This window comes from Pseudovibrio sp. Ad26 (assembly GCF_001623285.1).
GTDB lineage: Bacteria > Pseudomonadota > Alphaproteobacteria > Rhizobiales > Stappiaceae > Pseudovibrio > Pseudovibrio ascidiaceicola.
The window spans coordinates 420,026-433,134 of the sequence record NZ_LMCE01000047.1; the positions used below are offsets into that span (position 1 = coordinate 420,026).

Annotated in this window: 10 protein-coding genes; 6 read left to right on the forward strand and 4 right to left on the reverse strand. The window is 49.9% G+C overall.

Features of this window, described 5'->3' with window-relative positions:
* Positions 1-51: 51 nt before the first annotated feature.
* The gene (locus PsAD26_RS08385; RefSeq protein ID WP_063310006.1) at positions 52-1,764 is read right to left on the reverse strand and encodes a sodium:solute symporter; all 1,713 of its coding nucleotides are present in this window, start codon (positions 1,762-1,764) and stop codon (positions 52-54) included.
* Positions 1,761-2,057 carry a hypothetical protein gene (locus PsAD26_RS08390; protein ID WP_208985573.1) on the reverse strand — a complete coding sequence of 99 codons (297 nt, stop codon included), beginning with the start codon at positions 2,055-2,057 and terminating at the stop codon, positions 1,761-1,763. The genes PsAD26_RS08385 and PsAD26_RS08390 overlap by 4 nt, the downstream gene beginning before the upstream one ends.
* A gap of 488 nt (positions 2,058-2,545) precedes the next feature.
* Between PsAD26_RS08390 and PsAD26_RS08395 the strand changes: the two genes are divergently transcribed.
* Positions 2,546-3,205, forward strand: a complete 660-nt coding sequence (locus PsAD26_RS08395) for a response regulator transcription factor (RefSeq protein WP_008550072.1) — start codon at positions 2,546-2,548, stop codon at positions 3,203-3,205.
* Between the two features lie 84 nt (positions 3,206-3,289).
* Here PsAD26_RS08395 and PsAD26_RS08400 read toward each other — a convergent pair whose 3' ends face one another.
* Positions 3,290-6,823, reverse strand: coding sequence for a PAS domain-containing hybrid sensor histidine kinase/response regulator (locus tag PsAD26_RS08400; RefSeq protein ID WP_208985574.1), 3,534 nt, complete (start codon positions 6,821-6,823; stop codon positions 3,290-3,292).
* A 160-nt stretch (positions 6,824-6,983) separates the two neighbouring features.
* Between PsAD26_RS08400 and PsAD26_RS08405 the strand changes: the two genes are divergently transcribed.
* From PsAD26_RS08405 to PsAD26_RS08425, 5 genes are all read left to right on the forward strand, one after another.
* On the forward strand, positions 6,984-7,709 hold the full coding sequence (locus PsAD26_RS08405) for a hypothetical protein (RefSeq protein WP_063310007.1): 726 nt from the start codon (positions 6,984-6,986) through the stop codon (positions 7,707-7,709).
* A 533-nt stretch (positions 7,710-8,242) separates the two neighbouring features.
* On the forward strand, positions 8,243-9,349 hold the full coding sequence (locus PsAD26_RS08410) for a PAS domain S-box protein (RefSeq protein WP_063310008.1): 1,107 nt from the start codon (positions 8,243-8,245) through the stop codon (positions 9,347-9,349).
* Positions 9,350-9,401: 52 nt separating this feature from the next.
* Positions 9,402-10,004 carry a response regulator gene (locus PsAD26_RS08415; protein ID WP_181952038.1) on the forward strand — a complete coding sequence of 201 codons (603 nt, stop codon included), beginning with the start codon at positions 9,402-9,404 and terminating at the stop codon, positions 10,002-10,004.
* Positions 10,005-10,176: 172 nt separating this feature from the next.
* Positions 10,177-10,512 carry a response regulator gene (locus tag PsAD26_RS08420; protein ID WP_057464964.1) on the forward strand — a complete coding sequence of 112 codons (336 nt, stop codon included), beginning with the start codon at positions 10,177-10,179 and terminating at the stop codon, positions 10,510-10,512.
* 235 nt (positions 10,513-10,747) lie between these two features.
* Positions 10,748-11,467: a helix-turn-helix domain-containing protein gene (locus PsAD26_RS08425; protein WP_063310009.1), complete on the forward strand. Its 720-nt coding sequence runs from the start codon at positions 10,748-10,750 to the stop codon at positions 11,465-11,467.
* Between the two features lie 151 nt (positions 11,468-11,618).
* Here the strand turns inward: PsAD26_RS08425 and hemN are convergent, their stop codons facing one another.
* Complete coding sequence (gene hemN, locus PsAD26_RS08430; RefSeq protein WP_063310010.1) at positions 11,619-12,968, reverse strand: oxygen-independent coproporphyrinogen III oxidase; 1,350 nt, start codon at positions 12,966-12,968, stop codon at positions 11,619-11,621.
* Positions 12,969-13,109 lie beyond the last annotated feature (141 nt).

Here is a 13,109-nt window from a genome sequence, read left to right on the forward strand (position 1 = left end):
CTGCAAACGACCTTCAGTGTTTGTAAGAGTTTACTTACAACTTTCTGAAAATTACGTCTTAATCTCTATGAGTTCTTCTGGTTCATCCTTGTCAGAAGTATCAGGTGGATCTACCGAGAGATCACGTTCACCTGGTTGCTCTAGTAGACTTGCCAGATGAAAATGCCGCTCGTCCTCGGAAAAAGTAACGTACGAAAGTGAAATTCCGACGGCAAACCCAAGGAACACACCGAGCAGCCCGCCCATCTCCGCAGGAAACCCAAACCAGAAACCGGTAGAACCACTGGTCACCGCAAGAGCGTAAAACAAAGTCGCCAGGCTGCCTGCAAGCATTGCGCTGTAAGCCGCAGTTGCGTGAAACCTGCTCCACCAGCATGAAAGTACAAGCACAGGAAAGAAGGCTGCTGCTGCAAGGGAGAGCGACAATGTCAGCATGTTCAGGAACAACAAGCTCTCGCTATAGGCCAGGTACGTGACAAAGGCACAAATCAGCAGCACCACAACACGTGCCAGCACGATCTTCTGGTTGAGTGAAGCACGCGACAGCACCAAAGCCTCAATGAGATCTCGCGAAACGCTTGTTGAAAGTGCCATTAAGAGGGCCGAACTTGCCGCAAGTGCTGCTGCAACAATCCCGGACCTGATCAGCGCGGCAATGAGACCGCTTTGATGACCTTGATCCAATGCGTTCGGACCAAGCAAGCTCTGAAGCCGCTCATCTGCCAGCAATAGGAAATAAGCCGAACCAACGACCATCAGCAGTAAAAGGAAGGAAAGAGAATACCCGGCCGCACGACGAGAAGACGATGAACTCCCAGTACCCAAAAATTTGCTGAGAAGGTGGGGAAGGCTAGCCATGCCAATGGCAAAGAAAAGAGCTGTTCCAATCAACGGCCAGAGCCCACCAGCATATGGACCTTGCATTAAGAACCAACCGATACTCGTATTCTCAAGATCAATGATTGCAGTGAGTTGCTCTGTGAGCGAGGTGCTGACAACGCTGGTGAAACCGGCATTTTCAGAGATCATAGGTGATGTCAGCTGGTCTAACCCTAGCAAGATGACTGGCGAAAGACAGGCAAACACCATCAGCACGCCTTGCAGAGCCTGGGTCCACACAGCACTGCTGACACCGCCAAGCACAACAGAAATGAGCAACACCATAGAAAAGAGCAGAATACCCGTTGTCGAGGTCGCGCTGAGAGATGTTGCCAGTACCTGACCGCCAATCAACATCTCGGTGCATAGGAGAGGAATGCCAACAAGAATAACCAATCCGCTGGCAATCAACCGAACCAAATTACTCTGCATACGGACACCCAAAAACTCAGGAACCGTCGCTGAACCAAACTTCCGGAGAGGGGAGGCAAATAGCACTGCACACAAGACAACACTGCTCACCCATCCTAAAACAATTGGGAAGCTGATGTATTCTGGCAGGAAAATGACAGAGAGAAACAGCGGAAAGAAGCTGCCGCCAACAAAGCATGCAGCCAAGGTCACGCCTGTCAAACCTGCAGGCACGCTCTTACCGCCCCAATGATACTCGGAGAGCTTCATGGTCCGTGCCAGAACACCCACCATGGCGAATACCAGCAATGGCAGCAAAGCCATCAACGCCTCGATGAGCACGACAACAACACCAGCTTTCTCCATAACTGCAAGTAAGCCAGTCAGCAAAAAGAGTGCGAGCGTAAACAGAGAAAGCGCAAGCGGAAGGCCTTTGTATTGCGAAGGATGAGGGTCGAGACTGGAGAGTGTCATGATGTGCTCCCCCGTCGCTGAGATGAACCAGTGCTGCCTTCATCAAGCCTGTCCTGTGCACCGCAAAACCATGAGATCAAGATACTGGCGATGAAAAACAGGAGGCATCCCCACACATAACTATTTGACAGAGAACCTAAAAGCCCACTCAATCCATTTTGAGAGGCATTGGGATCAGAGCCGGGTGCTCCATAAAAGACAGCGACGCCAAAGAAGATGAGCCAGAGAATTAGCGTTGCAGCCATGAGCGCACGTGTTTTGGTCCAGTAGGCGACTCTATTTGGTGTACGCACTCCCACCTCCAGTAATGATTACCCAACGTATACATACTCTACAGTCCCCTAAGCGAACCGCTAGACTAAAATTCTACTACCTAATACTAATCCCCAATCCTCGAAGTGCACAAAACAGAAAGACGCAGGATTTAGGCAGCCCATACTTTGGGAGCAACTCTTGAGTTCTCTGCATGCCTTCTTGCAATATCTTAATGATTACTGACGGTTTTGTGGTAAAAGTACGTGAGATGAGTGAAAACAATCAACTTCATGCTTGCCAGCACCTCCCTGTTTCGCATAATGCTTTTGTATAGGGGGATGCGACCGGTTGAAACTCCGCGGAGTTCTAAGGTTGTAAAATATCTATCGTGGCGTTTTGGGAGAGCTGCGAAATTCTCGTTTATGCTCCCGAGGCGTCGAAAACTGCAAATCTGATGATCTTATTTCGACGAGACGGATCGAAGATCATTGGAGGCAGTCCACGACAAGAAATGGAGGAGCACAGCGTGCACAACGCGGTCCACCGCTTTATTATCGCTGATGACCACCCGCTGTTCCGTGGTGCAATGCGTCAAACAATCGAGAAACAGTTCGCATCGGTAAAGATTATCGAGGCTGGGAGCCTTGATGAAGTCACCGCTGCTCTCGATCGGGAGGAAGACGTAGACATGATCCTTCTGGATCTGTCCATGCCGGGCATGCGAGGGTTCTCTGGATTAATGTACTTGCGTGCTCAATATGTGGGTGTGCCAATTGTTGTCGTTTCCGGAACAGAAGATCCGACTACAATTCGCAGTGCCATTGAGTTTGGCGCGTCCGGGTATATTCCAAAGTCACTTGGTATTGATGTCATTCAGGATGGTGTTTCAGTAGTTCTGGAGGGAGGCGTTTGGATTCCACCAGACATTGACCTGAACACCGTTGATGAAGCAACCAAAATGGCTCAGCGTCTCGCGTCTTTAACACCGCAGCAAGTGCGCGTGTTGATGATGCTTTCGCAAGGTTTGCTGAATAAGCAGATCGCCTATGAGTTGTCTGTATCTGAAGCGACTGTAAAGGCGCACGTTTCTGCTATTTTGCAGAAGTTGGGCGTTGAAAGTCGGACACAGGCAGTCATTGCAGCGGCAAAAATCGAAGCTGGTCAGTGGCAAAGCATTGCTGGCTAGGCATTCATCGAGATGATCTACGAAAAAAGGCGCTCTTTGGAGCGCCTTTTTTGTTGCCAATGCCAAGCATATGCCCCTGAAAGGTCATGTATCCCCAAGAGCTGCCTTACAACGCATCAGATGTGCTCTGAGCACAGCTGGCTTCAGCGGTTTATGGATCATCTCCATATCTTTATCAGAGGCTTCTGCCCGTACCTCAGCTGTTCGGTCTGCAGTAATAAGCATAGCGGGGAAATGGACACCAAACTTCCAGCGCAAGTGAACAACTGCTTCAATGCCAGTGCCCTGATCCAGGTGGTAGTCTGCCAGAATAATGTCTGGTTGTGTCTTGCTGGCATAGATCGCCTTGGCAGCATCCTGTGCATTTGGAGCGGTCAACACGTTGCATTTCCATGTCCGCAACAAAGACTCCATGCCTTCCAGAATCTGAGGTTCGTTGTCGATGGCCAGCACATTGAGACCAGCCAGCTGACTGACGATAGCACTAGGTTGAGCTTGCTTCGCGGCAACCGGCACGCTCATGGCCTCTTTAATGGCAAGAGAGAAGCGAGAGCCTTTCCCATCCTGAGACTTGAGTGCCACGTTGAGCGCCAACACCTTGCTTATGCGTTCTACGATAGAAAGGCCAAGCCCAAGCCCGGAGGCAATGCGTGCACCATCATCAAGGCGGCGGAACTCTTTGAAGATCAGCTCCTGTTGCTTCTCTGGAATGCCAATCCCGCTATCGTAGACCTCAATATTTGCCATGTTGTTCTTCGTCTTGCGAACGCCAACAACCACGCCACCTTTTGTGGTGTACTTCAGCCCATTCGAAATGAGGTTCTGCAGCAAACGCCGTAAGAGACGTCGATCTGAGCGTACACAAACATCAGTGCTGCGGATTTTAAGCTTAAGCCCTTTTTCCTTGGCGATTGGAGTGAACTCCACGCGCAGCGGATTAAGAATGTCATCAAGGCGGAACGTCGAAATCTCTGCTTTGAACGCACGCGTATCCAGACGAGAGATATCGAGAACGGCGCCAATGATCTCCTCCACAGACTCCAGTGAGGCCTCGATGTTGCTGACCAGTTTACGGTCTTCCGGGTCTCCGTCCATGAAGCGGTCTGTAAGGGTAGACGAATAAAGTCGCGCCGCATTCAAAGGCTGCAAAATGTCATGGCTAGCAGCTGCCAGGAACCGCGTCTTGTCCTGATAAGCCAGCTCAGCTGTCTTCTTTGCAGCCTCAAGCTGCTCATTCACCTTCGTCAGCTCTTCGGTCCGGTCACGAACCCGTTGCTCCAGATTCTCATTGGCCCGCGCCAGAGCTTCCTCTGCAAAGACACGCTCTGTAATATCGGTGTAGCTGGTGACCAGACCACCATAAGGCATCGGGCTTGTGCGCACTTCCAACACCGTTCCGGTACTGACCAGATGCTCCTGATAGGTCTCTTGGCGGTTGATGAAGTTGTGCATGCGCAGGCCGACGATCTCGTCAACGTCACCATCCCCAAACTCACCAGCCTCAGCGATGTGGCGGATCATCTCTTCAAGCGATGTACCGACCTGCCCAAATTTGGCTGGCAACATCAGCATCTCACGATACTGCCGGTTCCAGCAGATCAGACGGAGATCCTTGTCATAAACGGAAATACCCTGACGAACCTGATCTAGCGCGATCTGTAAAAGGTCGCGGTTATACTGAATAGCCTCAGTTGCATCATCCAGCAGCTTGATCGCTTCCTGAGTGCCCGGGTCCCGCCGTTTGAGCAAAAGGGAAAGCACCAGTCGTGCGGACGCTGATCCGATTGCGCTGGCAAGTAGCTGCTCGGAAAAACGCAGGATCACGGCATCGGCTTCTTCGCTGCTGTCAATCGTGATGCGATGCTCCGCAGCATAAGTATCAAAGGAGCGTTGTGTCCGCTCTTCTCCGACATAGCGAGAGATCGTTGCTTGTAGATCTCCAATCGTCACGGTTGTTCGCAGCTTCCTCAGGGCAGGGGCCTGCGCAATCCCGGTGGGCACAAAAGTGTTTGCCTGTATACGCTCAATCGCAGTTGGATGCCGCGTGAGTGAGAAGACCACATAGAATAACAGTCCTGATAAAAGGCTCCAAAGTACACCATGCACAAACGGATCCATATCAAGATACAGCAGTGCTTCAGGCTTCAGGATCTCTATGCCGAACGGTCCATTATTCAGGATGTTTGAGCCAAAGATGCTCTCACGTGCAAAGACAGGAAGCAGTAGCGTGTAGAACCAGACAGCAAATCCAGCGGTCATACTAGCAATTGCGCCGCGTGCCGTCGCTCTGCGCCAGATCAAGCCACCGATAAAGGCAGGAGCGAATTGCGCAATTGCTGCAAATGAGAGGAGGCCGATGCTTGAAAGAGCCGCGCTATCACCTGCAACGCGATAGTAGACATAGCTTCCCAGAATGACGAGGAAGATCGACATGCGCCGAATGCCCAACACAAGCTGGCTCATGTCTTCTCCTGAAGTCGAGATGATCTCGTCTTCACTACGCCGGCGCAGAATGATCGGCATCACCAGATCATTGGAAACCATGATGGAAAGCGCAACGGTGGTCACAATCACCATGGCTGTAGCAGCAGAAAGGCCACCTATAAACACCAGTAAGGTCAGCCAGTCAGCATCATAAGCACGAGGCAGTGCCAGCACGAACATGTCTGGATCAACCGTGTTTCCCAAAATTGTTAGACCTGCAAGGGCAATTGGCACGACAAACAGGTTGATAGCGATCAGGTAACTCGGGAACAGCCATGTCGCTCGTTTCAGCTCTGCTTCGCTGTTGTATTCCGTCACAGTCACATGGAACTGACGTGGCAAAAGCACAATCGAGAACAAAGACAGGAGCGTGATAACGGCCCACTTGCTCGCGTTGATATTCGTGAACAGATCCTGCGAACTATTGGTGTTGGCAAAGGAAGCGTGCAGGAGATCCCAAGGGCCATCAAACAACATGAAGGTGACCCAGATGCCGATCGCGAGGAAAGCAATGAGCTTAACGACGGCTTCAGTAGCGATGGACAGCATCAAGCCTTCTTGGTGCTCGGTCGCATCAATATGACGAGTGCCGAACAACCATGTAAACACCGCCATAAAAATAGCGATCATCAGTGTCTCATCACCGAAGATCGAGATCTCTGCGTCATCGAGCGACAATAATGGATGCAGCACAATTGTGCCGACAGACAGATCCAGTGCCTTCAGTTGAAGTGCGATGTAAGGGATCATGCCGATAAAGGCGATCAACGTGACAATCGCGCCAACCATAGGGTTTTTGCCATACCTGGCGGCAATAAAGTCAGCGACAGATGTGATCTTTTCCGCCTTCGCAAGTTGGATCACTCGCAGGATCAGCGGAAACCCAAAGGCGAACACAAGAATAGGCCCGAGGTAGATGGCAATAAACTCGAAACCATTTCTTGAAGCAGATCCAACGGATCCAAAAAATGTCCATGATGTGCAGTAAACGGAGAGTGAAAGGGCATAGATGAGTGGCCGCCCTCTTGTCTTCTTAACGCGGTTCTTGGCGACTTTGTCACCGTAACTCGCGATAACAAATAAGAGCAGTATATATGCCAAAGCGACAAGGACTACGATCCAACCTTGAAGCATGCTTCCCCCGCCGGACTGGTAAGTCCGTTACTTCCATTAAATGTTTTTTGTCTCTCAATGTTGCACAGTTGACCGATCTTTTGTGAAAGGCAAGAGTTCAATACGAGTTATTGCGTCTTTGTAACTGTAGATTTTTCCGACCGCGACGAAAGGCTATGAGTTGGGACAGCAACGCAATTCTACCAAAAAGAACCTGCTGGGTGCCTTTGAAAATATCGAGAATGTATCTCTCGACAGTCCAAGCTGGCTGAAGCGCATCTATGCTTTCTTCTTTTATAGATCCGACTTGGATACCCTTGCCAAGTTAAAAGGGTATCTTGGGCGTAGTGCGGCCTATCTGACTTATAAGAATGTGCAGGAATACTCCCGCTCTCGAGCAGGTGTCCATTGGAAGACACTGCTTGACGAGGAAGATTTTCAGCAGGCTCTTGAAGCCTCTCGCTGGAGTTCCTTCTCCATTACGGTTGAGCTTGTCGGCGAAATGGCTCTTATTGTGTTGCGGCAAAAAACGAGAATGGACCCGCAGGACCTTGCTGGCATGATCGGGCAGCTCCTTAAAGAAATCTTGGTCGAGCATCGGGAAGTCTCCGTTTGCTCAGCGCAGGAATGGACCACCGCAGCTCAGAACATGCCAACCAAAATGCGCACAGATGCTTTGGTGCCAACCCGTAATGTTGCAGATATTGCAGCTACACAGGTCTCAAAGATCTTTGGTAGTCTGCCGGTTCACAAACGCCTGCATGGTCACGATGAGCTGTTGCTTCTCAATGGATTGCGTCTGAATCTTTTGCAGCTGCAGCATGAGTTCTCAATACGTGCCAATTTCAAAGCGCTCACTGAGTTGGCGCAAAACCATCAAATCCGATCTCCTGATCCCGACTTGTAAGTGGCGAAATAAAATTTCAACTGGCAAACACGACTCAAAGAGAAGCTTCGATAACTGAGCCAAAGAGCCGAAAACGTTGTGCTTCGGTGGAAAACATGGGTTCAGGACATGATATATCCTGCGACATATACGCGCCGTATAGGTGAACACGCTTACTACTTTTGGTTTACTCTACTTAGTCTTATTCCAAATTACGCAATGATTTTGCGTCACCACCTAAAACTCGTAAAATAATATTTTACATAAACTAACCTAAGGGTTCTCTGGGTTTTGCAATAGGTAAGTGCATTATCTAGGCGGGGGTTTATCTCGCTATCAATGTCTTCAAACTTCAAATTTACACGCTCAGGTTTAGAGAACGCTCGTCTCCTACATAATATATCAATGAATTAGCGGGAATTAATCGTTAAATCAGTCGCAGGCTAGGTGATTGACCTAGCTCGGGCCATGGGATAGCTGATTAGTCAAAATACCCATCTAGATACCCGTTTAGATAAGCGTACGGGTACGCCTACAACAACTAGGAAACTACTATGGTCTCCTCTTCATGCTTGCACAGTGTTCTGGATACAGCCGTTAATGGCATCATCGTCATAGATGATAACGGAACTATCCTGATCTATAACCGTGCTTGCGAGAACATGTTTGGCTACAAGAGCGCCGAAGTCGTTGGCAAGAATGTCAACACATTGATGCCGAGCGCCATAGCTAAGCAGCATGACCAGTTCATTCGGAACTATCTGAAATCTGGAGACCCGAAAGTTGTCGGCATTGGCCGCGAAGTCGTCGGTCGCCATAAAGATGGAACCGAAATTCCAATAGAGCTGTCCGTTGGTGAAGCTCAGACCGAAAGTGGCCACCAGTTCATTGGCGTCCTGAAAGATCTTCGGGCAACCAAGGAATATGAAGAGCGCCTTCGTGTGTTGCAATCTAACCTGGTGACGATGACCCGCGTGAACGCGCTGGACGAAATGGGCGCGGCGATCGCACACGAAGTTAATCAGCCACTCACTGCTCTGATGCTCTATCTGCAAACGGCAGCGCGCCGTGCAAGAGCTGCCGATCAGCCCGATGATCCCATGATCAGCCTGATGGATAAGGCTGTGGTGGAAGCTGAACGTGCTGGTCAGATCATCCAGCGGATGCGTAACTTTGTCGAACGGCAGGCCCCGCAATGCATCGGAACCGGTCTTGCAACACTCATTGATGATTGTCTTGAGCTCGTTCGGGTAGGGCACGAAGCGGATGATGTCGAGTTCATCTCTACTTTCGTGGACTATAACTACCAGCTTGAGTTGGACTCCGTACAAATACAACAGATTCTTGTAAACTTGATCCGAAATGCAGGCGAAGCCGTAAAGGATCAACCTGTTAAGCAAGTAATTGTCTCCGTCGAACGCGACGATGACAATGTGTTTGTTAAGGTTATGGATACCGGACCGGGGCTGGATGAGGAAGCAGTGTCGCACCTTTTCAAGGCCTTTACTGGGACAAAGCGGCGCGGTTTAGGTATTGGACTTGCGATTTCTCGGAGTATAGCCCAAAACCATGGTGGCGATTTACTTGTAAAGCCATATGAGGAAGGTAAAGGTGCAACCTTCACTTTGAGGCTCCCGGAAAACTCAAAAGCAACGAGCTAAGCTGAAGCTGTTGTTTAGAACAACAAGAATAAGGACCTGAGCAATCATGACCATGCCGTCTGTGATCCATATTGTTGACGATGACCCAGCGGTTCGCGACGCGCTTTCTCTGCTGTTTGAAACAGAAGGGTTTCGCGTAAAATCCTTTGCGAATGCTGAAGAGTTTCTTGGTGGGGTAGAAGAAGAAACACCGAACTGTGTGCTTCTTGACGTTCATATGCCAGGACGCTCAGGCATTGATATTCTGAAAAGCCTGAATGGTGAGAACTTCCCTGCACCAATCTTTATCATTTCCGGTCAGGGCGATATCCCAATGGCTGTTGAAGCGATCAAATCAGGCGCTTACGACTTCATTGAAAAGCCGTTCGACGTTGAATCCATCATCTCCCGTGTGCGTGAAGCTGTTTCCAGAAACGCGCAGGCGAGTGGTGCAAACACACTGACATTCCCTGGCGCAGAAACTTTGACGCCACGCGAACGTCAGGTGCTGACTGAGATCACTGCTGGCTCCTCCAACAAGGAAGCTGGTAGAAACCTCAAGATCTCTCCACGTACTGTTGAAGTTCACCGCGCGCGCATCATGGAAAAACTTGGTGCACGTAATGCTGCGGATCTCGTCCGCATCGTCCTCACAGGTGAGCCACCAGCTGCTTGATGTAGCGCAACTTCATAGGGAATGACTGGCTATACTTTCGGCCAATCTTGTTATTCCCGAGTGTTACTACGCATTACAAGACCCCGGCGCTTGGTTATGGTGACTGGTGAGACAAAGTGCTGCACCTTTGTGCTTTGTCTCATGAGCTACGAGAACAACGCTGGGGTTTGTTGTGATCTATATTGTCGAAGATGATGTATCTGTACGAGATGCAATTGCTAGGATGTTTGAGAGCCTCGAACTCTCATGCGCCGCTTTTGCAGATGGAGAATCGTTTCTCTCAGATGCTTCACCTCGTATAGATGACACTGTCTTTGTTGATCTGCACCTTCCCGGATTGGCGGGATCTGATCTCATTGAGAAGGTTGCTGCTTTGGATGAGGCGCCACAAATTGTCGCAATCAGCGGCCAGCCTCTCTGGAAGATTACGCGAGATTTACCAAAAATCACCACAACGCCTGTTGTTCGTAAGCCATTGAAAGAACAGGATTTATTGGTGTACGTGTAAACTTGATCTAACGCAAAATTTCGGTTGTTTCAGATCAAATTACTAAGATATGAACCTGCTCTATAAGTTTTAATGCGTATTTTGACGTTGCATTCTAATCAGTAAATCTGCATCAACAGGTCAGGCAAGCAATGACGGATGTTTGCCATGGCCAAGCGGCATTTAGAGAATAGACGAATAGTTCTCGCTACTTGCCCAGGCACGATGTTTGCGGAGATATCCGCGAGGAGGGATTATGGTATCGGCCACATTGACAAAGCTTAGCGACCTTGATGGCCAGGCACCATTCAGCGGTTGTCAGGAAAGCTTCAAGCAGCCAGAAGCCGCGGGAAAGCATCTTGGTCGTAAGCAGCGTTTGTCTGCGCATGACGTGCTTTTCTACGAAGGTGACAAGGCAGAACGCCTCTATGAAGTCGTGCGTGGGGTAATGATGCTCTACAAGCTGCTTCCGGACGGTCGTCGCCAGGTGGTATATATTCTGCGTGAAGGCGATATGCTTGGTTTCTCCAACCGTGACTTCTTTGACTGCACGGCAGAGGCGTTGACCGAAGTTGAACTGCAGGTTTTTGAAAGCCGCGAGATCTCTACATCTCCGATGATGCAGCACTATGTAAACCGTTGCTTGCTCTCCCAGATGGAGATCCTTCACGAGCACACAGTTCTGCTGGGCCGTAAATCCGCACTGGAGCGCGTTTCTACCTTCCTGATGAGCTTGGTGCCAAACCGTGGCGGTCACGGCTGTTCAGGCCCGAATGAAGAAGGTCGACCAGATACCAAGACTGTTGCTCTATCCATGACACGTCAGGAAATTGCCGACTATCTCGGTCTGACCATTGAAACCGTAAGCCGCGTGATTTCTCAGTTGAAGCGTCGTGGTCTGATCAAGGTTGAAAAGCAGGACAGTATCCACATCACCAACATCTGCGGCATCTGCCAGCTGACCGGTATGCATTAAGAAGCTTACTGTAAGATCAAAGATGACCGACTAAGGCATCCGTAGTACATGAATGAAACAGGCGCTGAAAACTCAGCGCCTTTTTTGTTGTCCGGACAAAAGAAAAGCGGCCCATAAAGGCCGCTTTTTTCATCATTGGATCAGGTCGCGATTATACCGCAACAGAGTGCCGTGCTTGCTGAGTTGCAAGGTAAGTATCAAACGCCGCTGCTACAACGCGAACATAGCGTCGACCTGCATCTGTCACTGTAACAACCGTTCCCTCAAGGGTCGCAACGCCATCATCGATCATTTCCTGCATCTCAGCTGGAATGCTGTCAAACTCACTGACTGGCAATCCGTGCTTTTCTGCAGTGGCTGCGTAATCGACCTCATAGTAGGTCATCAGCTGCATGATGATTTCAGCACGACACAGATCAATCTGATCAACGGCAATGCCTTTCTTGATTGGCAGTACATCATCAACAACCATACGCTCCCATTCGCGAGCTGATGGTGTCGTTTGCACATAGCCCTGTGGCAAGAAGCCGATGGAGCTGCAACCGAAGCCGATCAAGGTATCAGCCGTGTCGGTGGTGTACCCTTGGAAGTTCCGGCGTAGGCGGCCTTCCTTCAAGGCGATTGCCATCTCGTCCGTTGGCAGAGCAAAGTGGTCAAGACCGATCACTTCATAGCCTGCATCGACAAGCGCATCGCGAGAAACGTCAGAAAGGCGGATACGCTCGTTTGCGCCCGGCAGGTTCTCTTCCTTGATCAACTGTTGGTGTTTCTTGAACCAAGGCACGTGCGCGTAACCGAACAGAGCAACACGGCCCGGCGCAAGTTCTTTGGTGTACTCAACTGTCTCGTGAATTGTCTGCTCAGATTGTCCCGGCAACCCGTACATCAAGTCAAAGTTGATATCGTTCAATCCAACATTACGAAGAGCGGTAACAGCCTTCATCACTGTTTTGTAGGGCTGAATGCGGCCAATCTGTTTCTGAACGTCTTCATCAAAGTCCTGAACGCCCAAGCTGGTCCGTGTGATGCCAGCCATCTTAAGTGTCTCGGCCAGATAATCACCAACGGTTCTCGGGTCGAGCTCAATCGCGTGCTCAATGTCCTCGGAGAAAACGAAGTTGTCCTTCAGCTTTTCGACAATCTTCAGGAAGGCTTCGCGCGGAACGAGGCTTGGTGTGCCGCCACCCCAATGGATGTGGTGCACCAGACGGCCTATACCAAGGCGCTTCAGCACAAGGTCAATCTCTTTGAGCATCAACTCCACATACGCAAGCACCGGCGCCATCTTGCGTGTCGCCTTGGTGTTACATCCGCAGTAATGGCACATTTCCTGACAAAACGGCACATGCAGATAAAGCGACAAAGGAGTGTCATGAGGAATACTCTCCAGCCAGTCACCATAGAGAGACGGCGTCACAGCTTCACTGAAGTGAGGGGCTGTGGGATAGGAGGTGTAACGGGGTACGTTCAAGGACGCATATTTTTGCTCTAGATCGGTCATGACGCTACCATACGCAAATGGACTAATTGAACTTTGATCCCTGTCAACAACACTGAGTTTTTAAAAAACTCAAGTCCCTTCAAGCAATTCGTGGCTGTTTGCGAACAGTTCTAAACTCTCTGATTGATATTATATATTGAT